Source organism: Paraburkholderia sp. BR10872, assembly GCF_040965835.1.
Taxonomy (GTDB): Bacteria; Pseudomonadota; Gammaproteobacteria; order Burkholderiales; family Burkholderiaceae; genus Paraburkholderia; species Paraburkholderia nodosa_A.
This window is the reverse complement of record NZ_JBFRCN010000006.1, coordinates 121713-144162: the sequence shown is the minus strand read 5'-3', so window position 1 is coordinate 144162 and position 22450 is coordinate 121713. Positions and strand designations below refer to the sequence as shown.

The 22450-nt window shown below is 67.3% G+C and carries 19 protein-coding genes and 2 tRNA genes; 7 read left to right on the top strand and 14 right to left on the bottom strand.

All coding sequences use genetic code 11. The features are described 5' to 3' along the window. Positions 1-54 precede the first annotated feature (54 nt). The gene (locus AB4Y43_RS07420; RefSeq protein ID WP_368605539.1) at positions 55-2289 is read left to right on the top strand and encodes an ATP-dependent helicase; all 2235 of its coding nucleotides are present in this window, start codon (positions 55-57) and stop codon (positions 2287-2289) included. Positions 2290-2335: 46 nt separating this feature from the next. Here the strand turns inward: AB4Y43_RS07420 and AB4Y43_RS07415 are convergent, their stop codons facing one another. The 8 genes from AB4Y43_RS07415 to fdxA all read right to left on the bottom strand — a co-directional run bounded on the left by AB4Y43_RS07415 (position 2336) and on the right by fdxA (position 6643). After that, positions 2336-3097, bottom strand: a complete 762-nt coding sequence (locus AB4Y43_RS07415; protein ID WP_254354957.1) for a DUF4088 family protein — start codon at positions 3095-3097, stop codon at positions 2336-2338. 134 nt (positions 3098-3231) lie between these two features. Further along, positions 3232-3555, bottom strand: coding sequence for an AzlD domain-containing protein (locus AB4Y43_RS07410; protein ID WP_069262594.1), 324 nt, complete (start codon positions 3553-3555; stop codon positions 3232-3234). Then, the gene (locus tag AB4Y43_RS07405) at positions 3552-4271 is read right to left on the bottom strand and encodes an AzlC family ABC transporter permease (protein WP_256094564.1); all 720 of its coding nucleotides are present in this window, start codon (positions 4269-4271) and stop codon (positions 3552-3554) included. The genes AB4Y43_RS07410 and AB4Y43_RS07405 overlap by 4 nt, the downstream gene beginning before the upstream one ends. A 147-nt stretch (positions 4272-4418) precedes the next feature. Then, positions 4419-5321 (bottom strand): AraC family transcriptional regulator, encoded by a 903-nt coding sequence (locus tag AB4Y43_RS07400; protein WP_342945430.1) that lies wholly within the window; start codon positions 5319-5321, stop codon positions 4419-4421. A 28-nt stretch (positions 5322-5349) separates the two neighbouring features. Then, positions 5350-5841: a CreA family protein gene (locus tag AB4Y43_RS07395; RefSeq protein WP_368727361.1), complete on the bottom strand. Its 492-nt coding sequence runs from the start codon at positions 5839-5841 to the stop codon at positions 5350-5352. A 108-nt stretch (positions 5842-5949) separates the two neighbouring features. Continuing rightward, positions 5950-6025, bottom strand: a tRNA-Asn gene (locus AB4Y43_RS07390). A 79-nt stretch (positions 6026-6104) separates the two neighbouring features. Continuing rightward, positions 6105-6180 (bottom strand) — tRNA-Asn (locus tag AB4Y43_RS07385). A 139-nt stretch (positions 6181-6319) separates the two neighbouring features. Continuing rightward, positions 6320-6643 (bottom strand): ferredoxin FdxA, encoded by a 324-nt coding sequence (gene fdxA / locus AB4Y43_RS07380; protein ID WP_028206706.1) that lies wholly within the window; start codon positions 6641-6643, stop codon positions 6320-6322. Between the two features lie 326 nt (positions 6644-6969). Here fdxA and pncB point away from each other — a divergent pair, with 326 nt between their 5' ends. From pncB to AB4Y43_RS07355, 5 genes are all read left to right on the top strand, one after another. After that, complete coding sequence (gene pncB, locus AB4Y43_RS07375; protein WP_342945432.1) at positions 6970-8181, top strand: nicotinate phosphoribosyltransferase; 1212 nt, start codon at positions 6970-6972, stop codon at positions 8179-8181. Between the two features lie 86 nt (positions 8182-8267). Then, positions 8268-8930, top strand: a complete 663-nt coding sequence (locus tag AB4Y43_RS07370) for a lactate utilization protein C (RefSeq protein ID WP_368616032.1) — start codon at positions 8268-8270, stop codon at positions 8928-8930. Further along, positions 8920-10356, top strand: coding sequence for a sodium:proton antiporter (locus AB4Y43_RS07365; RefSeq protein ID WP_368727360.1), 1437 nt, complete (start codon positions 8920-8922; stop codon positions 10354-10356). Before AB4Y43_RS07370 ends, AB4Y43_RS07365 begins: the two co-directional genes overlap by 11 nt. Before the next feature lie 105 nt (positions 10357-10461). Next, positions 10462-11451, top strand: a complete 990-nt coding sequence (locus AB4Y43_RS07360) for a D-glycerate dehydrogenase (protein ID WP_069262588.1) — start codon at positions 10462-10464, stop codon at positions 11449-11451. Further along, on the top strand, positions 11448-12986 hold the full coding sequence (locus AB4Y43_RS07355) for a DNA recombination protein RmuC (protein ID WP_368605501.1): 1539 nt from the start codon (positions 11448-11450) through the stop codon (positions 12984-12986). The genes AB4Y43_RS07360 and AB4Y43_RS07355 overlap by 4 nt, the downstream gene beginning before the upstream one ends. 80 nt (positions 12987-13066) lie before the next feature. On the opposite strand, the gene AB4Y43_RS07350 is transcribed toward AB4Y43_RS07355, so the two are convergent. From AB4Y43_RS07350 to AB4Y43_RS07325, 6 genes are all read right to left on the bottom strand, one after another. Then, on the bottom strand, positions 13067-13564 hold the full coding sequence (locus AB4Y43_RS07350) for a GNAT family N-acetyltransferase (RefSeq protein ID WP_342945436.1): 498 nt from the start codon (positions 13562-13564) through the stop codon (positions 13067-13069). Beyond that, the gene (locus tag AB4Y43_RS07345; RefSeq protein WP_028206699.1) at positions 13564-13839 is read right to left on the bottom strand and encodes a hypothetical protein; all 276 of its coding nucleotides are present in this window, start codon (positions 13837-13839) and stop codon (positions 13564-13566) included. Before AB4Y43_RS07345 ends, AB4Y43_RS07350 begins: the two co-directional genes overlap by 1 nt. A 67-nt stretch (positions 13840-13906) precedes the next feature. Further along, positions 13907-15211, bottom strand: a complete 1305-nt coding sequence (gene glp, locus AB4Y43_RS07340) for a gephyrin-like molybdotransferase Glp (RefSeq protein WP_368727359.1) — start codon at positions 15209-15211, stop codon at positions 13907-13909. 107 nt (positions 15212-15318) lie between these two features. After that, the gene (mobA, locus tag AB4Y43_RS07335) at positions 15319-15951 is read right to left on the bottom strand and encodes a molybdenum cofactor guanylyltransferase MobA (RefSeq protein ID WP_368727358.1); all 633 of its coding nucleotides are present in this window, start codon (positions 15949-15951) and stop codon (positions 15319-15321) included. A gap of 7 nt (positions 15952-15958) precedes the next feature. Then, complete coding sequence (gene moaA / locus AB4Y43_RS07330) at positions 15959-17080, bottom strand: GTP 3',8-cyclase MoaA (protein WP_368605498.1); 1122 nt, start codon at positions 17078-17080, stop codon at positions 15959-15961. A 156-nt stretch (positions 17081-17236) separates the two neighbouring features. Then, entirely contained in the window at positions 17237-20476 is a 3240-nt protein-coding gene (locus tag AB4Y43_RS07325; RefSeq protein WP_368727357.1) for a ribonuclease E/G, read from the bottom strand. Between the two features lie 882 nt (positions 20477-21358). Between AB4Y43_RS07325 and AB4Y43_RS07320 the strand changes: the two genes are divergently transcribed. After that, positions 21359-22417 carry an RluA family pseudouridine synthase gene (locus tag AB4Y43_RS07320; RefSeq protein ID WP_368727356.1) on the top strand — a complete coding sequence of 353 codons (1059 nt, stop codon included), beginning with the start codon at positions 21359-21361 and terminating at the stop codon, positions 22415-22417. Positions 22418-22450: the final 33 nt, after the last annotated feature.

Sequence of the window (22450 nt, the reverse complement as noted above, 5' to 3'; positions counted from 1 at the left end):
GGCGTTGTCGTTAAATCCCGCCAGATCGCCGTGGAATCAGGCGCTTGCGGACGCATGGTGTATGGATATACAGTATGCGTCGCTCCTTCCCGATTCGCCACGTTCATCGTCCCAGCGCCCGCCGTGTCCACCGTTTCCGTTGCCGATTCCTCCGTCTCCGATGCCAGCCAGGCGCGCGCCGAAGCAGCCAATGCCGTTGGCGCGTGGCTCGCGAAACTCAACGATGCGCAGCGCGAGGCCGTCGAACACGGCGGCGAAGCGGGCTACGCGCCCGGTTCCGCGCTGCCGGGCCCGCTGCTCGTGATCGCGGGCGCCGGGTCGGGCAAGACGAATACGCTCGCGCACCGCGTCGCGCATCTGATCGCGGGTGGCGCCGACCCGCACCGCATCCTGCTGCTCACGTTCTCGCGGCGCGCCGCGCTGGAAATGACGCGGCGCGTGGCGCGTATCGCTGCCAGCGCCCCAGGCGCGGCCGCCGTGCTCGCGCAAGGGCTCAGTTGGGCGGGCACCTTTCACGGCGTGGGCGCGCGGTTGTTGCGCGAGTACGCGGATCACATCGGCCTGTCGCCGGCGTTCACGATCAACGACCGCGAGGATTCCGCGGATCTTATGAATCTGGTGCGCCACGAGCTGGGTTTCTCGGCCAAAGAAAAGCGCTTCCCCTCGAAATCGACTTGCCTCGCGATCTATTCGCGCGCGGTCAATACGGGCGATTCGCTCGCCAATGTGCTCAACCGTTCGTTCTCGTGGTGCCTCGAGTGGGAGCCGCAGCTACGTGCGCTGTTCGCCTCGTACGTGGACGCCAAGCAGAAGCAGAACGTGCTCGACTACGACGACCTGCTGCTCTACTGGGCCCACATGGCCGCGGAGCCGGCCATCGCCGCCGATCTCGCGGGCCGCTTCGATCACATCCTCGTCGACGAATACCAGGACACCAACCGCCTGCAGGCCTCGATCCTGCTCGCGCTCAAGCCCGATGGCCGCGGCCTCACCGTGGTCGGCGACGACGCCCAGGCGATCTATTCGTTTCGCGGCGCGACCGTGCGCAACATTCTCGACTTCCCGGCGCAGTTCGACCCGCCCGCGCGTCAGGTGACGCTCGAACGCAATTACCGTTCGACGGCGCCGATCCTCGCCGCCTCGAACGCCGTGATCGACGCCGCCGCCGAGCGCTTCACCAAGAACCTGTGGACCGAACGCCCCTCGCAGCAGCGCCCGCGCCTCGTCACCGTGGCCGACGAGGCCACCCAGGCGCGCTATGTCGTCGAGCAGATTCTCGAGGCGCGTGAAGCGGGCATGAAACTCAAACAGCAGGCCGTGCTGTTTCGCGCGGCGCACCACAGCGCGACGCTCGAAATCGAACTGGCGCGACGCAATATCCCGTTCGTGAAGTTCGGCGGACTGCGTTTTCTCGACGCCGCGCACGTGAAAGACGTGCTGGCGGTGCTGCGCTGGGCCGAGAATCCGCTCGACCGTGTGGCGGGGTTTCGCGTGACGCAGTTGCTGCCGGGCGTCGGGCCCGCCAACGCCGCGCGCCTGCTCGACCAGGTGTCAGCGTGCACGGGCGCGTATCGCGCCGCCGAGGCGCTCGCGGCTTTCGCGCCGCCGCCGCGCGCGGCCGAGGACTGGCCGGCGTTTGCGTCGCTCATCGACGGCCTCTCGATGCGCTCGACGCCGTGGCCGGCCGAATTCGAGCGCGTGCGGCGCTGGTACGAGCCGCATCTCGAGCGCAATCACGAAGACGCCCAGGTGCGTCTCGCCGACTTGCTGCAGATGGAGAGCATTGCGAGCACCTACGCCTCGCGCGAGCGCTTTCTCACCGAACTCACGCTCGATCCGCCCGACGCGACGAGCGCCGAATCGGCCGATCCGCTGCTCGACGAAGACTACCTGATCCTTTCGACGATCCATTCGGCGAAAGGTCAGGAGTGGCGCAACGTGTTCGTGCTCAACGGCGTGGACGGCTGCATTCCGTCCGATCTCGGCGCGGGCAGCGACGAGGAACTGGAGGAGGAGCGGCGGCTGCTCTATGTGGCGATGACGCGCGCGAAGGAGGATCTGCACATCGTCGTGCCGCAGCGCTTTTATGTGCACAACCAGGTGGCGTCGGGCGACCGGCACGTGTGGGCCTCGCGCACGCGCTTCATCGCGACGCCCATGCTGCCGCTGTTCGAATCCCGCGCGTGGCCGCCCGCGCCCGTGGCGAGCGCGCCGAGCGCGGCCGGACTCGCCGCCGCCGCGCAGGCGAAGGTCGAGATCGCCGCGAAGCTCAGGAAGATGTGGGATTGAGGGGGAAAGCGGGGCGCGCGCCGTTTTCAGGCGCGCGCGCCAGCGCTTAGCGCCGCTGCTCGCGTGCCGTGCTGCGCTGCGGCGGCATGAAGAAGTTGCGCATCCACGCGGCGAGGCGCGTGAACACATCGTCGGGCTCCTCGACGAAAATCTCGGGCTTGAGCAGGCGCAGATACTCCATGATCTGTTGCGCTTCCTGCTTCTGGAACACGCCATGCGTCACGCCGAGCCTCAGCAGCCCGCGCAGCTCGCCCAGACGCTCGCGAGCCGCGCTGCCGCTCGCCTGTTCACAGCCGATCTTCGCTTCGTACACGCGCTGACGCAGCGACTCGGTGAGGCGCCACGCGGGCGTCTGCATCGACTCTTCGAGGGCCTGGATGTCCTGCACGCCCGACTTGATCTGCGCCGCCAGCGGGTCGACCAGCGTGTCGTCGCCCTGGGCTTCGCTCACGATGGCCGCCGCCCAGTCGCGGCACTGCTTCGAGAGTTCGTCGGGCGTCCACTCGGGCCGCGACGCGAAGCCGAAACCGAATTCGCCTGCCTGACGCATCAGGATCGAGACGACCTCGGGGAATTCCTTGTCGAGCGTGCGCTTGGCCCACGCGTACTGGCCGCCTTGCAGGAGCCGCTGGACGGCGTGCTCCGTGAGCGGCGTCATGTTGTCGAGCAGCTTCGCGCGCAGGTAGTCCTCGAATTCCGGCGTGGCGAATTGCGGGTCGAGTTTGAGCGAGACGCGCAGGAACGCGTCGAAATCCTTGCGCAGCGACGCAAGCGTTTCGTCCTTCAGGTTAAGGGTGATATGCCCCATTGTGGTTGCCCCGGTGTAATCCTTGTCGCTTCTCGCGTGCTCTCGCCGTTCGAGCAGTGGCCTGCCAGAGCAGGCCCTGACGGGTTTAACGGCGCTCCGGGGTGAAACTTGAGCGTAAGGGGCGACGCTTGCCTCTAGCGCAGGACAACGCCTTGCCAGAGGAAGAACACGCCGAGCCCGATCGCGATGGTGAGGAGCGGGCGCTTCGTGAGCGCGCTGACGACGATCGCCGCGAGCGCGCCGACGAGTTGCGGGTTGCGCCAGGTCAGCTCGGCGCCCTGACCGTGGGGCGAGACCGCCATCGGCACGATGATCGCCGTGAGCACGGTGACGGGCACGAAGCCGAGCGCGGTGCGCACGAGCGGCGGGAATACCAGCCGGTCGCCGAGCACGAACACCGCAGTGCGAATGACCAGGGTGATCAGGGCCATGCCGAGAATCAGGACGACGTAGTTCATTGCCCGGCTCCTGCGGTGCGTTGGACGTTGGGGGACTTGCGGGAGGACTCGCTGCCGGCGCGGGCGCCGCGCGACGAACCTGGCCGTGAGAGCACGACACCCACGACCACGCCCGCGAGCACGGCGCCGAGCAGCCCGAGCTTGTACGGCCAGCCCTGCCAGAAAAAGGCGAGCGCGCCCGCAGTCGCGGCGGCGGCGAGGTAGCGCAAGGCAACCAGCTGTGGCACGACGATGGCGATGAAGGTCGCGACCATCGCGAAGTCGAGGCCGAGCGACTGCAGACCCGGGAACGCCGCGCCGAACAGCAGGCCGGCCGCGGTCCAGAGTTGCCAGTTCAGGTACATCGAGAGGCCCGAGCCGAGGAAATGCCACGGCGAGACGTCGTCGCCGGGCGGATGGCGGCGCAAATGCGCCCACGCGACGGCGAAGACCTCATCGGTGAGCAGGCTGCCGAGCACGAGCCGCCAGCGCAGCGGCAGGTGCGAGATATAGGGCGCGAGCGTCGCGCTATAGAGCACGTGGCGCAGGTTCACGATGAACGTGGTGGCCCAAATCACCGCGAAGCTCGCGTGCGAAGCGATCAGCCCGAGCGCGATGAATTGCGCGGAGCCGGCGAACACGGCGAGCGACATGAACTGGCCGTGCCAGAGCGAAAGCGGGCCCGAGGTGACGAGCGTGCCGAAGATCACGCCGAAGGGCGCGGCGCCGATCATCATGGGGATCGTGTCGCGCGCGCCGGCGATGAATTCGGCAAGGCGGTTGGGATGCGTGGTCAAACTGTCCTCCTGATACAAGGGGACAGCATAGCGGGCCGCCTTACGCGTGGCTTGTACGTTCTTGCGGCCGGATGCGGGTTGGCGCGTTCAGGACGACTGCCAGCGCCCCGGCGGCACGCCGAACATGCGCCGAAAGTGTCGCGTGAAATGGCTCTGGTCGGTGAAACCGCTCGCGGCGGCGACCTCGGCAACCGTAGCGCCTTCGCGCAGCGGGGCGAGGGCGCGTTGCAGGCGCAACTGGGTGCGCCAGGCGTGCGGCGGCAGCCCGGTTGCCTGCGTGAAGAGCCGCGCGGCGTGAAACGGCGAGAGGCCGACCGCCTGGGCGAGATCGGCCACGCGCAGCGGCGTGGCGAGATCGGCGGCGAGGAGCGCCTTCATCGTTTCCACGCGCGGATCGTTCGGGCCGTGTTTGAGCGCCGCCTCGCGCGTGCGGCCGTAGCGCGTGAGCAGCGTCGAGAGTGCGTCGAGCAGCGAGCCTTCCACGGCGAGCAGATCGGCACAAGGCGCCGAAGGCGATGCCGGGCTGGCGCTCGCGCCGGGTTCGGGCACGGCTGCGGCGCGCCGCCAGTCCGCGTCGGCTTCCAGCAGCCGGTGGGCGCGCGAGAGCCGGTGCGCGAGATCGAGATCGTGGATCACCTCGGCGTCGAACCACGGCAGCGGCTGCGTGCGCCCGGCGATTTCGCCGGCGAGCTCGTGCAGGAAGTCGATCGGCACGTACATCACCCGATAGCTCCAGCCTTCTTCGACGGCGCGTGAACCCGTATGCAGCTCCCCCGGATTGATCACCGGCACGCTGCCCGTTGCGGCGACATGCTGCGTGCCGCGATAGCGAAAGCATTCCGCGCCGCCCTCGATCACGGGGATCGTGTAGGCCTCGTGCCAGTGTGGCGCGAACGTATGTTGGTTGTATTCGGCCGTGACGAGATCCGCGCCGGGCAGAAGCGGCGTGCGCCAGTAGCGGGCGGAGTCTCGAAAACGGGAACCGGTCATGGTGAAGGATCCTGCACGGATCGCCAGTTTAGCGCAGCGGAATCGTCGTGCCCGCGGGCACCGGCACGGCCGTCACGCTGTTCTTGGCGCTGCCGCTCACCACGCGGTCGCTGTAGGTCAGATACACGAGCGCGTTGCGCTTCGCGTCGACCACGCGCACGACGTGCAGCGTCTTGAAGAGGAACGACATGCGCTCGTTGAAGACGTCGTCTTGCTGTTTGAGCGGACCTGCGAAGGAGATCGGCCCGACCTGCCGGCACGCGATCGATGCCTCGGTCGGATCTTCCGCAATGCCGAGCGTGCCCTTCACGCCGCCCGTGCGTGCGCGGGAGACGTAGCAGGTCACGCCTGGCACCTGCGGATCGTCGTAGGCCTCGACGACGACTTTGTCCGAGCCGGTCACGCGGAAGTTGGTGTTCACGCTGCCGATCTGCTCGGCGTGGGCGGTGGCGCAGGCGACGAGGCTCGCGCAGGCGAGCAGCGGGCGCGCGAGGCAAGCGCAGAGGCGGGTGGATTTCATGCGGATTCCCGAAGATGACGAAGCGACATTATCGGGGAGGGTAGCGTGTGCCACGCGCGCAGCAAAAGAAAAAGGGGTTGCGTGCAACCACGCAACCCCTCGATATTTTGGCTCCCCGACCTGGGCTCGAACCAGGGACCTACGGATTAACAGTCCGGCGCTCTACCGACTGAGCTATCGGGGACCAGCAGTACAGCGACAACACTTTACGTCATAAAAAAGCCCGTTTTGCGTTGTGAACGCCAACGGGCTTTTGCGAATCTTGGCTCCCCGACCTGGGCTCGAACCAGGGACCTACGGATTAACAGTCCGGCGCTCTACCGACTGAGCTATCGGGGATCAACAAAAGCAGAGAACGAGATTCTATGGGGTCTGGCTGGGCCTGTCAATACCCTGTCGCGATCTGTTTAGGGCAATCCGCTGCGCGAGGGACTGTCCGTGTAAGCGACGGCGGCGGGAAGACACCCCGAACAAGCGATCAGCGTGCGAGCAGCGCGAGCTTGTCCTTCACGTCCTTGAATTCGTCGGCTTCCGGCAGCGGGGCCTTGGTCTTCGTGATGCTCGGCCAGCCCTTCGCGAGGTCGGCGTTCAGCTCGATGAATGATTGCTGGTCGCCAGGCACGTCTTCCTCGGCGTAGATGGCGTTCACCGGGCACTCGGCAACGCACACGGCGCAGTCGATGCACTCGTCCGGGTCGATCGCGAGGAAGTTGGGACCTTCGCGAAAGCAGTCCACCGGGCACACATCGACGCAGTCGGTATAGCGGCACTTGATGCAGCTCTCGGTCACAACGTGAGTCATTCAGGCAGCTCCTGCAAGCTTTTTGTATCGGGGGATGGCGGTTCGCCAAAAGCGCTATTGTAACTGATGAGGAATTACCCCAACCACAGGCCCGCGACCGTCCTTAGATCGTTTCGTGATTAGTTTATAAGGCCGGGCGATCCGCAGCGTTTTATCCCTTGCGCGCGAGGGGCCGTGCCGGCGGGCACGCGGCGCGCGCGGGCATTCGGGTAACATGGACGCACCGCTGGCGTCTGCCGCCCGGAACCGCTGCGGGACATCTGCCCGGCAGCATGTCCGGTTCCCGCTTCGCGGGCGCTATCCGATTGCAGTCCGGCCGGCCCATCATGATCATTACTTCGCTGCTCGATACCGATCTCTACAAATTCACCATGATGCAGGTGGTGCTGCATCATTTCCCCGCGGCCAATGTGGAATACCGCTTCCGCTGCCGCACGCCGAACGTCGATCTCGTGCCTTACGTCGACGAGATCCGCAGCGAGATCCAGAAGCTGTGCAGGCTACGCTTCGCCGAGACCGAGCTCGACTACCTGCGCAAGATGCGCTTCATCAAGAGCGACTTCATCGACTTTCTCGCGCTCTTTCACCTCAACGAAAAGTACATCTCGGTCACGCCGTCGCCCAAGGCCAATGGCGAGATCGACATCGCGATCCAGGGGCCGTGGCTGCACACGATCCTCTTCGAGATCCCGGTGCTCGCCATCGTCAACGAGGTGTACTTCCGCAACACGCAGCATCATCCGCAGTACGAGGAGGGGCGCGAGCGCCTGCGCCACAAGATCGAGCTACTTGGCGCGAAGCCCGAATTCGCCGACTGCAAGATCGCCGACTACGGTACGCGCCGCCGCTTCTCGAAGCGCTGGCACGAGGAGGTGATCCTCACGCTCAAGGCCGATCTCGGCGAGCAGTTCACGGGCACGAGCAACGTCTACTACGCGATGAAGCACAACCTCACGCCGCTCGGCACGATGGCGCATGAGTACCTGCAGGCGTGCCAGGCGCTCGGGCCGCGTCTGCGCGACTCGCAGATCTTCGGCTTCGAGATGTGGGCGAAGGAATACCGCGGCGACCTGGGCATTGCGCTCTCGGACGTCTACGGCATGCAGGCGTTCCTGCGCGACTTCGACATGTACTTCTGCAAGCTCTTCGACGGCGCGCGGCACGACTCGGGGGATCCGTTCGAGTGGGGCGAGCGCCTGCTCAAGCACTACGAGGACAATCGCTGCGATCCGCGCACGAAGACGATGATCTTCTCGGACGCGCTCGACATTCCGAAGGTGCTGCGCCTGTACGAGCGTTTCGGCGACCGCTGCCGCCTCGCGTTCGGCGTGGGCACGAACCTCACCAACGACCTGGGTTACCAGCCGCTGCAGATCGTCATCAAGATGGTCCGCTGCAACGGCCAGCCCGTCGCCAAGCTTTCCGATTCGCCGGGCAAGAACATGTGCGACGACAAGGCATATCTCGCCTATCTGCGCCAGGTGTTCGGCATCGAGCAGCCCGTAGAGGAAGAGTGCGGGGGGCAACCAGGCGTGTGAAAAACGCCGCACGCTTGACCCGCAGATCGCAGGCGACGCCCCGGTATAATCGGCGCGTCGCCTTTCTTCATCTGACGAGGACGTTCATGGACACGACGGCCGCCCGCCGCAGCATACTCGCGCGCATTCGCGCGGCGCAGGGACGCGAGGCCACGCCCGCGGCGGATGAGCGGGAAGCCGTGGCCGACTACCTCGCGCTACATCCCGAGGGTCCGCGCCCGCCGCTGGAAGGCGATCTCGTTGCGCGCTTCGTCGGCGAGGCGCGCAAGATGTCGAGCACCGTCGACGAAATCCAGCAACTCGCCGATGTGCCCGCCGCCGCGCAACGCTATCTCGCTGAGCGCAGCCTGCCGATGCAGGCCGTCGCGTGGCAGACGCTCGACACGCTCGACTGGGCCGGCGCCGGTCTCGCCGTGCAATTCCGCAAGCCCGAAGATCGCGATCTCGTCGGCCTCACGGGCTGCTTTTGCGCCACCGCTGAAACCGGCACGCTGGTCCTGCTCTCCAGCCCCCAGACGTGGGCCTCGGGCGCGCTGCTGCCCGAAACGCACATCGCCGTCGTGCCCGCTTCGCGCATCGTCGCGGGCCACGAGGACGCCTTCGCGCTCATGCGCGCCGAACGCGGTGAGCTGCCGCGCGCGGTCAACTTCGTTTCGGGGCCTTCGCGCACCGGCGACATCGAGCAGACCATCATTCTTGGGGCACACGGGCCGTATCGCGTGCATGTGATCGTCGTGCATGGCGCGTAAGCGCAACACGGCAAGCGCTTGCGCGGGGACGCTCTGCGCGGCGCTGACGCTCTACAGCACGAGCGCACACGCGGCGGCCTTCGACGGCGCATCGCTCGGCGCCGCGTGGGCGCTGCCGTTCGCCGGCATGCTGCTGTCGATCGCGTTCTTCCCGATGTTCGCGGCCACGTTCTGGCATCACCACTTCGGCAAGGTTTCGGCGGCCTGGGCGCTCGCGTTCCTGCTGCCGTTCGCGGCCACGCATGGTGTCGGCGTGACGTATCCGCTGTTCGTGCACGCCGTCGTCGACGAATATCTGCCCTTCATCGTGTTGCTCGGCGCGCTCTATACGATCGCGGGCGGCATCTGCGTGTACGGGAATCTGCGCGGCTCGCCGCGCATGAACACGGAGATCCTCGCGCTCGGCACCGTGCTCGCGAGCGTGATGGGCACGACCGGCGCGGCGATGCTGCTGATCCGCCCGCTCCTGCGCGCGAACGACAACCGCCGGCACAACGTGCACGTGGTCGTGTTCTTCATCTTTCTCGTCGCGAATGCGGGCGGCCTGCTCACGCCGCTCGGCGATCCGCCGCTGTTCCTCGGTTTTCTCAACGGCGTGGGATTCTTCTGGACTGCGCAGCATCTCGCGCTGCCGATGCTGTTCGTGTGCGGCGTGCTGCTTGTGGTGTTCTACGCGCTCGATAGCTGGTACTTTCGCCGCGCCGGGGAAGTGCACGCCGCTGCGCTCGACGCGACGCCGGACACAGACGCGCTCTCCATCGGCGGCAAGGCGAATTTCGTGTTGCTCGCGCTACTCGTCGTGCTCGTGCTGATGAGCGGCGTGTGGCGTCCCGGTATCGTTTTCGAGGTCGCGGGCGCGCACCTGCAGTTGCAGAATCTCGTGCGCGATGCGGGACTCGTTGCGCTCGCACTCATTTCGCTCGTGTTCACGTCGAAAGCAGCGCGCGCCGACAACGGTTTCGAATGGGCGCCGATCGTCGAGGTGGCCAAACTCTTCGCGGGCATTTTCGTGACGATCACGCCGGTCATCGCGATGTTGCGCGCGGGCGAGGCGGGCGCGTTCGCGGCGCTGATCCGGTTTGTGAGCGACGCGCCAGGCCGCCCCAACGAAGCGATGTACTTCTGGGCGACGGGGCTCCTCTCGTCGTTTCTCGACAACGCGCCCACCTACCTCGTGTTCTTCAATCTCGCGGGCGGCGACGCCAACGCGCTCATGTCCGGCGGCGCGAAAACGCTCGCCGCGATCTCGGCAGGCGCGGTGTGGATGGGCGCGCTCACCTATATCGGCAACGCGCCGAACTTCATGGTGAAGGCGATCGCGCAGTCGCGCGGCGTGCGCATGCCGGGCTTCTTCGGCTATCTTGGCTGGTCGGGCGCGCTGCTCGCGCCGGTGTTTCTCGCGGCCACCTGGCTCTTTTTCGTCTAGCGGCAAGGCGTTTGCGAGCCGGACTGCGAAAAGCGCGCGAGACTTCCCTGAGCGCCCCGTCACGCGCAACAATGACGGACATCGACTGAAGTGTGGAGAGCAACGATGCAAAAGATTCTCGTGGCGCGCCCGATCTTTCCCGACGTGATCGATCGGCTCAAGCAGTATTTCGACGTGGACTGGAACAACGGCGAAGCGCTTTCGCCCGAGGCGCTGCACCAGCGTCTCGCCGACAAGGACGGCGCGCTCACCGCGGGCGACCCGATCGGCGCCGCAACGCTCGCCGCGGCGCCGCGCCTGCGCGTGGTGTCGAACATGGCCGTGGGCTACAACAACTTCGACATGGCCGCCTTCAACGCGGCCAACGTGCTCGGCACCAACACGCCGGACGTGCTCAACGAAACCACGGCCGACTTCGGCTGGGCGCTGATGATGGCGGCCGCGCGCCGCGTGACGGAATCGGAGCACTTCCTGCGCGCGGGCAAGTGGGACAAGTGGTCGTTCGACGCGTTCCTCGGTTCGGACATTTTCGGCGCCACGCTCGGCGTGATCGGCATGGGCCGTATCGGCCAGGCGCTCGCGCGTCGTGCGCGCGGCTTCGACATGCGCGTGGTGTATCACAACCGTTCGCGCGTCGCGGCTGAGATCGAGCGCGAGCTGAATGCCGAATATCTGTCGAAGGAAGACCTGCTCAGGCAGGCCGACCACGTCGTGCTCGTGCTGCCCTATACGGCGCAAAACCATCACACGATCGGCGCAGCCGAACTCGCGCTGATGAAACCCACGGCGACGCTAACCAACATCGCGCGCGGCGGCATCGTCGACGACGCGGCGCTCGCACACGCGCTGCGCACGCGCCAGATCGCGGCGGCGGGCCTCGACGTGTTCGAGGGCGAGCCGCGCGTGCATCCGGCGTTGCTCGAAGTGGAGAACGTCGTGCTCACGCCGCACATCGCGAGTGCGAGCGAAGCCACGCGCCGCGCGATGGCGAACCTCGCCGCCGACAACCTTATCGCGGCGCTCGGCGAGGGACCGCGCGCCGGCCAGCCGCCCAATCCGATCAACCCCGCTGTGCTGGGGCAAGCCCGTAAATGAGTCCGCTCGCAGTCATGTCGCTGGCGATCGTCGCGCTGGCGATCGCATTCGTCGTGACGCTCGTGGCGTTGCTGCGCGCGCGTCAAGGCCATGGCGATGGCGACGCCGAGGTCACGCTCGACGCACTCGATCAACTGAGCGACCGCCTCGCCGCGTCGACCGACACGCAGGCGCGCGCGGCCGAGCGCATCGAGCGCGAGCTGCGCAATGAGATCGCGCGCACGGCGCAGAGCTCGCGCAGCGAGTTCGGCGGCGGCTTCGCGCAGGTGCAGCAGGCGCTGGCGGCGCAGCTCGGCAGCATCGCGACCGTGCAGAACAGCCAGATCGACGGTTTCGCCCAGCAGCTCGCCAAACTCACCGCCGCCAATACGCAGCAGCTCGATGCCGTGCGCCAGAGTCTGCATCAGCAAGCCCAGCAGGCGCGTGACGAGCAGGGCGCTGCGCTGCGCCACTTCGGCGCGCTGCTCACGCAGCAGCTCGGGCAACTCACCGAAGTCAACGACCGCCGCTTCGCCGAAGTGCGCGCGACGCTCGAACAGCGCCTCAAGGACATCGAAGCGAACAACGCGGCGAAGCTCGAGGAAATGCGCCGCACGGTCGACGAGAAGCTGCACGCTACGCTCGAACAGCGCCTTGGCGAATCGTTCAAGCTCGTTTCCGATCGGCTGGAGCAGGTGCATCGCGGGCTTGGCGAGATGCAGACGCTGGCCGCGGGCGTGGGCGACCTGAAGAAGGTGCTCACCAATGTGAAGACGCGCGGCACCTGGGGCGAAGTGCAGCTCGAAGCGCTGCTCGAACAGATGCTCACGCCCGACCAGTACGCGAAGAACGTCGCGACGGTGCCGAAGAGCACGGAGCGCGTGGAATTCGCGATTCGCCTGCCCGGACGCGGCGCGGGCGGCGCGGAACAAGGCGAGCCGGTCTGGCTGCCGATCGACGCCAAATTCCCGCGCGAAGACTACGAACGTCTCATCGATGCGCAGGAGCGCGCGGACGTGCTCGCGATCGAGGAGGCCGGGCGCGCGCTCGAGCTGCGCATCCGCGCGGAGGCGCGCACCATCGCCGAGAAGTACGTCGCGCCCCCGCACACGACCGATTTCGCGCTGCTGTTCCTGCCGACCGAAGGCCTTTACGCCGAAATCCTGCGCCGCCCGGGCTTGACCGATGTCCTGCAGCGCGACTACCGCGTGAGCGTGGCGGGTCCGACCACGCTCACGGCACTTCTCAACAGCCTGCAGATGGGCTTTCGCACGCTCGCGATCGAGCGCCGCTCGAGCGAGGTGTGGCAGGTGCTGGGCGCGGTGAAGACGGAGTTCGGCAAGTTCGGCGACGTGCTCGCGCGCACCAAGACGCAGCTCGAAACGGTCACGCGTTCCATCGAGGCGGCGGAGGTGCGCACGCGTGCGATGAACCGCAAGCTGCGCGACGTCGAGGCGCTGCCGGGCGAGGCCGCCGCGAATCTCCTCGGCGACGCGCTCCGTAATGGCAACGGCAACGGCGACGCAGAAAGCGAAACGGGCTTCGGCGACGAGTGACCGCAACCCGCGCGCCAAAAGACAACGGGCCGCCCGATTCAGGCGGCCCGTTTGCATTCGAGCGTGTGCGGTGCGTTGGCTTAACCGATCATCGTTTCACCAGCTGCGGCGAGCTTTTCGAGCGCATCGCCGGTCATGCGCACGACGCGCCAGTCGGGCAGCACGGTCGCGCCGAGCTTTTCATAGAAGCCGATGGCCGGCGTGTTCCAGTCGAGCACGGTCCACTCGAAGCGGGCGCAGCCGCGTTCGACGGCGATCGCCGCGAGCGCGCGCAACATCGCGGTGCCGAGGCCGGTGCCGCGCTGCGACGGCTGCACGTAGAGGTCTTCGAGATAAAGGCCGCGGCGGCTCAGGAACGTCGAGTAGTTGTGGAAGAAGAGCGCGTAGCCGACGATGCGGCCGGCGTCTTCCGCCACCAGCGCTTCAGCGGCCGGGCGCGTGCCGAACAGGGCGTCGGCGAGGCCATCGGCCGTGCCCGTGAACAGATGCGTGAGCTTCTCGAACTCCGCGAGCTCGTACATCAGCGCGTGCATCGCGCCGACGTCGGCGGCCGTGGCGGCGCGGATCGTCGCGGTCATCACGCTTCCTCGGGCACGTCGGACAGATGGATCTCGATGCCGCCGAAGCGCGAGGCCACCCAGTTGTAGGCGTGGCAGGCGATCCACAGCAGGATGAAGCCGACGATCGCGTTGAGCAGCAGCGCGCTGAAGATGGTCGAGAGTTCGACCGCGCCATAGCGCACGAACGCCACGAGCACGCCAAGCAGCACGATCGGCACGCTGAAGGTCAGGTACACGAGGATGAGCGCCTTGGCGGTCTGGCCCGCAGCGATGAACGAGATCTGTTTTTTCATAGTAGTCGGTCCGTTATGCAGGTGTGGACGTGTGGTTGGTTTTGATGACCTCTCGGGCGCCGCCGCGCTAGACGAGTCCATCGAACAGCATGATGTCGACCGCGTCGCCGGCATCGAGATCGCCGGCTTCATGGGCGAGCACGATGAAGCAGTTCGCCTCGCTCATCGTGCTGAGCGCGCCCGAGCTTTGCGAGCCGGTCGGCGCGACGCGCCACTGGCCGCTGGCGTCGCGGCGCGCGAGGCCGCGCTGGAATTCGGTGCGGCCCGCGCGCTTTTTGATCGGCTGATCGCTCAATGCCGGCACGAGCGGGACGGGCTGCGCTTGCGCGCCCGCCATCGCCAAGAGAGCGGGGCGCACGATCTGGTAGAACGAGACCATCGTCGCGACCGGGTTGCCGGGCAGCCCGAACAGGAGCGCCGCGCGGCCCGCGCCCGGGCGTCCGCCCGACCAGATGCGGCCGAACGCAAGCGGGCGGCCGGGACGCATGGCGAGGCCCCAGAACGAGACGTCGCCGAGCGTTTGCAACTGGGTGCGCGTGAAATCGGCTTCGCCGACCGAGACGCCGCCGGAGGTTAGCACGACATCGGCGGATTCGGCAGCGAGTTTCAGCGTGGCGGCCAGCGCCGCGGGGTCGTCGCGCACGACGCCCAGATCGATCGCCTCGACGTTCAGGCGCTGCAGCATCGCGCCGAGCGCGTAGCGGTTGCTGTCGTAGATGCAGCCCGCTTCGAGCGGCTCGCCTGGCGAGCGCAGTTCGTCGCCGGTCGAGAAGTAGGCCACGCGCAGGCGCTGCTTCACGTGCGCCTCGATGAGGCCAAGCGACGCCAGCAAGCCAATGTCGGACGCGCGCAGCACGCGGCCGGCCGCGAGCGCCGCGCCGCCGCGCGCGAGGTCCTCGCCCTTACGGCGCGCGTTCGCGCCGCGTTTGACGGCGTTTGCTTCGAAAGTGACGACGTCGCCCTGCACAGACACATGCTCTTGCGGCACGACGGTGTCGCAGTTCGCGGGCATCGGCGCGCCGGTCATGATGCGCACGCACGCACCCGCGGCAACGTCGCCCGGGTAAGCGTGACCGGCGAAGGCCTTGCCGCATACGGCGAGCGAGAGGGCGCCGGAGGTGCCGGCCAGGGCCGCGCCATCGAACGCGTAGCCGTCCATCGCGGCGTTGTCGTGCGCGGGAACGTCGATGGGCGAAATCACGTCTTCGGCCAGCACACGCGCGAGCGCTTCACGCAGCGGCACGCGTTCGCTCGCCGCAAGCGGCGTCGCCCACTGCAGCACGATGGCCTGGGCGGCGCTGACGGGCAAAGCTTGCGGATCGTACTGGCTGATGCAGCCGGCGCTGCCGGAGGGATGGTTAAGCGTGGTCATCGAGTGAGGAAGCGTCGCATCCGCACGGCGTGTGCGGCGATCGTCCAGGCGGGCGTGCCGGCCGTGTGCCGGGGACGGCGGCCGACCGGGCGGCGCCCGATTGCAATTCAGGCGCGTTCGAGTTCGGCCAGTTCCTGTAAGGAATTGATATTGTAAAACGCACGTTCGTCGGCAAAGGCGACTTCGGTGGCCGTGTGGCGCGCGTACCACGCACGCACCTTGCGCTCGCCGGCGGCGAGGAAGGCGGCGAGGTCGTCGGCGAGCGAGGTGCGTACGAGCGCGAATACCGGGTGCAGCGAGACCACGCCTTCGGCATTCGTCGTGGTCGCGGTCACGATGTCGGCGCGCGCCGAGAGCGCGGCGTGGCCCAGGCGCTCGGCGAGATCGGCCGGCAGCCAGGGCGAGTCGCAGGGCGCCGTGAGGAGCCATACGGTTTGCGCAGCGCGCAGTCCCGCGAGGAGCCCCGCGAGCGGGCCGGGGAAGTCGGGCAGCGTATCGGCGAGCACGCTCGCTCGCCATGGTGCGCCGAGCGCCGAATAAGCATCGCCGTTGCGGTTCGCGCTGATCGAGAGGGCGCCGACCTGCGACGCGAGGCGCGTGAGCACGTGCGCGGCAAGCGGTTTGCCGTGCAGCATCTGCAAGCCCTTGTCCGCGCCGCCCATACGCTGGCCGCGGCCGCCCGCGAGCACGAGGCCCGTGATCGATGCCGTGGAAATGGGGTTGGCGCTCGTCGGCGTCATGGGCTGCTCAGCCGCCGATATAGGACATTTCGATGCGGCGCTCGTCGGAGGCCGCCGGCGCCTGCGCGCTGCCCCGCAGCTGCGAATAGCGGTCGGCGCGGCCTTCCCATACCTGCGCGATGGCGCCGGAGATTGCCGTGTCGGTGGCGCCGTTGCGCAACAGCGCGCGCAGGTCGTAACCCATCGAGGCGAAGAGGCACAGGTACAGCTTGCCCTCGGTCGAAAGGCGCGCGCGCGTGCAGTCGCCGCAGAACGCGCGCGTCACGCTGGAGATCGCGCCGATTTCGCCCGCGCCATCTGCGTAGCCCCAGCGCTGCGCCGTTTCGGCGGCGTTGTGGGGCTCCAGCGGCACGAGCGGCCAGTGCTCGGAAATGCGCGCGACGACTTCCGCCGACGGCAGCACTTCGGCCATGTTCCAGCCATTCGAGGTGCCCACGTCCATGTACTCGATGAAGCGCAGCGTCACATCCGTGCCGCGGAAATGCCGTGCAAGCGGCACGATCTCGCCGTCGTTCGTGCCGCGCTTGACGACCATGTTGACCTTGATCGGCGCGAGACCCACGGCTTGTGCCGCCGCAATGCCGTCGAGCACGTCGGCCACCGCGAAGTCGGCGTCGTTCATGCGGCGAAAGAGGGCGTCGTCGAGGGCGTCCAGGCTCACCGTCACGCGTGTGAGGCCCGCGTCACGCAGCGCGCGCGCCTTGCGGGCAAGCAGCGAGCCATTGGTGGTGAGCGTGATATCGAGCGGTTCGCCTGCGGGCGTACGCAGCGCGGCGAGCCGCTCGATCAGGAATTCGATGTTCTTGCGCAGCAGCGGCTCACCACCCGTGAGGCGGATCTTGGTGACGCCATGCGCGACGAAAAGCCGCGCGAGCCGCTCGATTTCTTCGAGCGAAAGCAGCGCGGAATGGGGCAAAAACGGGTAATCCTTGTCGAACACCGCTCGCGGCATGCAGTACACGCAGCGGAAATTACAGCGGTCAGTGACCGAGATGCGAAGGTCGCGCAGGGGTCTGGCGAGCGCGTCGAAGACCGCGCCAGAAGGCGCGCGCACGGCTTCTGCGGCCGTCCGGGGCAATTCGGGCGGCAGCGATCGAACGTCGGCAACAGGGATGATGCGTCGTGTCATGGTCTCTTCGTTCTCGCGTTAGTTCGATTTTAGCCGAACCAGGACCTGCCTTCAGACAAGGGAGAACGCTGATATATCAAAAAAAGCCCGCCGGGAGGGGCGGGCTTTTCGGGGTGCGCCGGAATCGGGGTCCGGCGGCCAGTTGCCTTGCAGCGCTTACGGCAGGCGGGTGGTCTCGACCTGCTGCATCGGCGTGCTGTCGACCGGCGGCAGCGGCTTGCGCTCGCGCGGCGTGCGTGCGGGCTTGACCAGCTGCGCGGCGGCTTGCTGCGCAGCGCGCAGCTTGTCGGCGTCAGTATTGACCCAGACGAGACCCGCCGATTCCAGCATCGGGCGCAGCGTGTCTGCGGTGGGGGCAGCCGCGGGCGCCGCCGTTGCCACCGGGGCCGGATGCGAGGCAACCGGCTCGGTGATCGCGACGACCGCCGGAGCGGCGGCTACCGCTTCTTGTGCCGGCTCCGGTTGAGCGACGGGCGCTGCTGCCGCTGCCACGGGCTCTTCGGTCCGCGGTGCTTCGACGCGATCTTCGCGCACGACAGGCGGCGTTTCGGCCTGAACCGGCTCCACCGGGGCTGCCGGCGCGACCGGTTCGTCCGCTGCGGCAGGGGCCACAGGAGCGACAGGTGCCACAGCGTCTTCGGCCTTCGGTTCGACCGCGTGTGCGGTTTCGACGCTCACCGGTGCGGCTTCGGCGGGTGCCGGAGCCGGCTCGGCAGGAGCCGGAGCTTGCTCTGCAGCGGGCGCGACGGTTTCGACGGGCGCCGTCGTCACTGCAGCGGGAGGCACGTGCCCGGCTTCAGCGACGGCGGCTGCGGCCGGCAGTGCGGTCACGACAGGCTCGGCAGCCGCCTCGGTGCGCGCTTCTACGGCCGGTGCTTCATGCACTTGTGCGGCAATGGCAGGCTGCTCGAGCGCCGGTTGGGCGGGGGCGGCTTGCTCTTCGCCTTCCGGTGCATCTGCGCCCGGCGTCAGGCCGGCTGCATCCGTCTCGCGCTCGCGGCGACCACCACGGCGGCCGCGGCGGCGGCGGCGGCGTTCTTCGCCTTCACGCGGTGCGCCATCTTCGTCGGCACCGGCGCTCACGCCTTCGAGCAGGTCTTCCGTCTGCGGCGCTTCGACGCCTTCGGCGCCTGCCGATGCGGCGTCAAGACGCGCTTCCTGGGCTTCAGCGGCCTCGGCTTGCTGACGGCGACGCGACTCACCGCGCTCGCCACGTTCACCACGCTCGCGGCGCTCGCCACGTGCGGCGCCGGCTTCTGCCGTTACATCGCTACGTTCCTGACCGCGCTCGACGCGTTCGATGCGCTGTTCGCGCTCGGTGCGCGCTTCGCGGGTTTCACGCGGTTCACGTTGCTCGCGCGGTTCGCGTTGTTCACGCGGCTCACGCGGCTCACGCGGCTCGCGGACACCACGGCCTTCGCGTGCTTCACGCGGCTCACGCTGTTCGCGCGGCTCGCGTTCCTCACGGCGGCCAGCCGGCTGGCCGGCACGTGCGCCGCCTGCGCTTTCGCCGCGGGCTGCCGCGTCGCGGCCGCCGGAGCGGCGATTGCGGTTGCGATCGCCGCCGGTCTTCTCACCGCGCTCGGTACGCGCTTCGCGGGTCGGACGGGCAGTCTTTTCGGGTTGAGCGACCGGTGCCGGCGCGGGCGCCGCAGCCGGTGCACCGCCAAAGAGACGCTTGACCCAGCCAAAGAAGCCGCCGCCCGCGGGCGTGACAGCCAGTTGTGCCGCGACGGGCGCGGTTTCGGCCGGCTTGACCGGCGCGCTCGGCGCCGGACGCTCCGGCGTGATGCCCTTCACCGCCGCTTCCTGTTTCGGCTTGGCTTCGGCGGTACGCTTGCTGTAGCCGGTTTCCGACTCGAGTTCACGAGCCGCTTCCTCGGCCATCTTCCACGAGGCGCGCGGGTCGTCGAGGCGCGCATCGTCGTGACGCAGGCGCTCGAGCTTGTAGTGCGGCGTTTCGAGGTGCTTGTTCGGGATCAGAACGACCGCAACCTTGAAGCGCGACTCGATCTTGTTGATCTCCGAGCGCTTTTCGTTGAGCAGGAAGGCGGTCACTTCGACCGGCACCTGGCAATGAATTGCCGCGGTGTTTTCCTTCATCGCCTCTTCCTGGATGATGCGCAGCACCTGCAGCGCCGACGATTCCGTATCGCGGATATGACCCGTGCCGTTACAGCGCGGGCAGGTCACGTGGCTGCCTTCCGAGAGGGCGGGGCGCAGGCGCTGGCGCGACAGCTCCATCAGGCCGAAGCGCGAGATCTTGCCCATCTGCACGCGGGCGCGGTCGTGGCGCAGCGCGTCTTTCAGGCGCTGCTCGACTTCGCGCTGGCTCTTGGCCGACTCCATGTCGATGAAGTCGATCACGATCAGGCCGCCCAGGTCGCGCAGACGCAGCTGGCGCGCCACTTCGTCGGCGGCTTCGAGGTTGGTGCGCGCGGCGGTTTCCTCGATGTCGGCGCCCTTGGTGGCGCGCGCCGAGTTCACGTCGATGGCGACCAGGGCTTCGGTGTGGTCGATCACGATCGCGCCGCCCGAGGGCAGCGGCACCGTGCGCGAATACGCCGTCTCGATCTGGTGCTCGATCTGGAAACGCGAGAAAAGCGGCACGTCGTCGTGATACCGCTTCACCTTATTGACATTGTCCGGCATCACGATATCCATGAAGGCGCGCGCCTGGTCATGGATCTCGGTGGTGTCGATGAGGATTTCGCCGATGTCGGGCTGGAAGTAGTCGCGGATCGCGCGAATGACGAGGCTCGATTCCAGGTAGATCAGCATGGGCTGACCGGACTGGCCGGCCTGCGACGCGGCTTCGATGGCGCGCCACAGTTGCAGCAGGTAGTTCAGGTCCCACTGGAGCTCTTCGGCGGAGCGGCCGATGCCGGCCGTACGCGCGATGATGCTCATGCCGTCCGGCAGTTGCAGCTGCGCCATGGTTTCGCGCAGTTCCTGACGGTCGTCGCCCTCGATGCGTCGCGAGACGCCGCCGCCGCGCGGGTTGTTCGGCATGAGCACGAGGTAGCGGCCGGCGAGCGAGATGAACGTGGTGAGGGCGGCGCCCTTGTTGCCGCGTTCTTCCTTCTCGACCTGGACGATCAGCTCCTGGCCTTCCTTGAGGGCGTCCTGAATACGCGCGCCGCGCATGTCGATGCCTTCGCGGAAGTACTGGCGGGCGACTTCCTTGAACGGCAGGAAGCCGTGGCGGTCTTCGCCGTAGTTGACGAAACACGCCTCGAGCGAAGGCTCGATCCGGGTGACGATCCCCTTGTAGATGTTGCCTTTGCGCTGTTCGCGCCCGGCGGTTTCGATGTCGATGTCGATGAGCTTCTGTCCATCGACGATGGCGACACGCAGTTCTTCCTGCTGTGTCGCGTTGAACAGCATTCGTTTCATTGAACGACTCCAGTGCGTTCGCGCGCGAGCCGCACGGTGCGCGGCGGTGACGCCAGGCAGCACGGTGCGGGCAGCGGCGAGCCGCGCCTTATTGTGTTGTCACAAGCACGCTGGAGCGGGAACGATGGCGGGGAGAATTGCCTTTTCTGGGCGCCGGTCCGGCGTTGCGTTGCCGTGGACGGGGCCGCGTGGGCACATGCGAAATACGTCTTCAAGAAGAGAAGAGACATGCCGCGGGTTCGCGACGGCAACGTTTTCCTGCGCTTCCAATCCACCTGGCTGCCGTGACCATGAACGTGCCGATGGGTGTGCCCATCGCACTGGCCGTGACAGACGCCGGCCGCAGCGGCGAACCGCGCGCGCTTGCGACTGGATCAGGTTCGCGGCCTCAAGATTCAATCAGGGCCGCGCACGGGAAGCTTTTCAGGAACGCCCGTCTTCCCCCTCGGGGTGTCTCGCCACTTTTGACGTCGCCGTGTCCCGCACATTGCCGGGACGCTTCGGGCGCTCGCCGTATTTTCGCCACCAGCGCCTCCCGCGGCGGTCACTTCGACCGCGCGGCGGGACGCGCCGGATAAATTCTTTATACCAATGTTCCGTTACCGTCGGAGCCGCCCCTGACCGAACGTGCCTGTGGGCGCCGTCCCTGCCGGAGTGGTGATCCGTGCGTGCAACTCGTTGCTTCTCATCAAACGGGGTGAGCAACCAGCCCCGGGCGCAAGTAAAATAACCGTTTATCGCTTGCAGCCTGCGCTCGCCGCGTGGTCCAAGTCCAGGATAACCCCCTTGGGGTGTCCATTGGGTGGTTCGCAGAACATTTGGCCATTTGGCCTGGGCCATTTGGCCTACCGTTGCGTCGGCGCTGGGCAAATTATATTCAGAATGAAAGGGTTAGGCAAAACATCCCAGAATCAGGTCGCAAGCGACCAGGTTTCGTTCGTCGAAATCGACGAGGGCGCGGCCGGTCAGCGCATCGACAATTTTCTCTTGCGCGTCTGCAAAGGCGTGCCGAAAAGCCACATCTATCGCATTTTGCGCAGCGGGGAAGTGCGCGTAAATAAGGGCCGGGTCGACGCGCAGTATCGGCTCGCGGAAGGAGACATCGTGCGCGTGCCGCCCATCCGCACGTCGCAGTCGAATGCGCCGGCCGGCGCCACGCCCGTGCCGGCGGCTCAGTTTCCCATCATCTACGAGGACGACGCGCTGCTCGTCATCGACAAGCCTGCCGGCGTGGCCGTGCACGGCGGCAGCGGGGTGGCGTTCGGCGTGATCGAGCAGTTGCGCGCGGCGCGAACGCAGGGCAAGTTCCTCGAACTGGTCCACCGCCTCGACCGCGAAACGTCGGGCGTGCTGATGCTCGCCAAGAAGCGCGCCGCACTCGTGGGCCTGCATGCGCAGATGCGCGATAACCAGACCGACAAGCGCTATTACGCCTGCGTTCACGGCGAATGGGCGAGCGACTGGGGCCGTCGGCGCGCTGTGAAGGAGCCGCTTCACAAATATCTGACCCCGGAAGGCGAGCGTCGTGTGCGCGTGCAGCCGGACGGCATGCCCTCGCATACGGTGTTCAATCTCGTCGAGCGCTGGCCGGGCTACGCGCTGCTCGAAGCCGAACTGAAGACGGGCCGCACGCACCAGATCCGCGTGCACCTCGCTCACCTCGGCCTGCCGATCGTCGGCGACGCCAAGTACGGCGACTTCGCGCTCAACAAGGATCTCGCGCGCACGGGCGCGCGGCCGGGCATCAAGCGGATGTTCCTGCATGCGCACCGGTTGAAGCTCGCTCACCCGATCACGGGCGTCCCGTTGCAGTTCGAGGCGCCGCTGCCGGCGGATTGCCGCGGCTTCGTCGACGCGCTGCGCGCGCAGCGCGAGCAAGGCGCGGCAACCGACGCGGCCCGACCTGACGCGGCCCAACCTGACGCGGCCCGTCCCGAATGACACCGAATCTGACAGCGTTTGGAGAAGTCCTGC

Coding starts and splice junctions, on each gene's coding strand:
- AB4Y43_RS07420 (WP_368605539.1), top strand. CDS start 55: ATGGTGTATGGATATACAGTATGCGTCGCTCCTTCCCGATTCGCCACG.
- AB4Y43_RS07415 (WP_254354957.1), bottom strand. CDS start 3,097: ATGGGGCATATCACCCTTAACCTGAAGGACGAAACGCTTGCGTCGCTG.
- AB4Y43_RS07410 (WP_069262594.1), bottom strand. CDS start 3,555: ATGAACTACGTCGTCCTGATTCTCGGCATGGCCCTGATCACCCTGGTC.
- AB4Y43_RS07405 (WP_256094564.1), bottom strand. CDS start 4,271: ATGATGATCGGCGCCGCGCCCTTCGGCGTGATCTTCGGCACGCTCGTC.
- AB4Y43_RS07400 (WP_342945430.1), bottom strand. CDS start 5,321: ATGACCGGTTCCCGTTTTCGAGACTCCGCCCGCTACTGGCGCACGCCG.
- AB4Y43_RS07395 (WP_368727361.1), bottom strand. CDS start 5,841: ATGAAATCCACCCGCCTCTGCGCTTGCCTCGCGCGCCCGCTGCTCGCC.
- fdxA (WP_028206706.1), bottom strand. CDS start 6,643: ATGACTCACGTTGTGACCGAGAGCTGCATCAAGTGCCGCTATACCGAC.
- pncB (WP_342945432.1), top strand. CDS start 6,970: ATGATCATTACTTCGCTGCTCGATACCGATCTCTACAAATTCACCATG.
- AB4Y43_RS07370 (WP_368616032.1), top strand. CDS start 8,268: ATGGACACGACGGCCGCCCGCCGCAGCATACTCGCGCGCATTCGCGCG.
- AB4Y43_RS07365 (WP_368727360.1), top strand. CDS start 8,920: ATGGCGCGTAAGCGCAACACGGCAAGCGCTTGCGCGGGGACGCTCTGC.
- AB4Y43_RS07360 (WP_069262588.1), top strand. CDS start 10,462: ATGCAAAAGATTCTCGTGGCGCGCCCGATCTTTCCCGACGTGATCGAT.
- AB4Y43_RS07355 (WP_368605501.1), top strand. CDS start 11,448: ATGAGTCCGCTCGCAGTCATGTCGCTGGCGATCGTCGCGCTGGCGATC.
- AB4Y43_RS07350 (WP_342945436.1), bottom strand. CDS start 13,564: ATGACCGCGACGATCCGCGCCGCCACGGCCGCCGACGTCGGCGCGATG.
- AB4Y43_RS07345 (WP_028206699.1), bottom strand. CDS start 13,839: ATGAAAAAACAGATCTCGTTCATCGCTGCGGGCCAGACCGCCAAGGCG.
- glp (WP_368727359.1), bottom strand. CDS start 15,211: ATGACCACGCTTAACCATCCCTCCGGCAGCGCCGGCTGCATCAGCCAG.
- mobA (WP_368727358.1), bottom strand. CDS start 15,951: ATGACGCCGACGAGCGCCAACCCCATTTCCACGGCATCGATCACGGGC.
- moaA (WP_368605498.1), bottom strand. CDS start 17,080: ATGACACGACGCATCATCCCTGTTGCCGACGTTCGATCGCTGCCGCCC.
- AB4Y43_RS07325 (WP_368727357.1), bottom strand. CDS start 20,476: ATGAAACGAATGCTGTTCAACGCGACACAGCAGGAAGAACTGCGTGTC.
- AB4Y43_RS07320 (WP_368727356.1), top strand. CDS start 21,359: ATGAAAGGGTTAGGCAAAACATCCCAGAATCAGGTCGCAAGCGACCAG.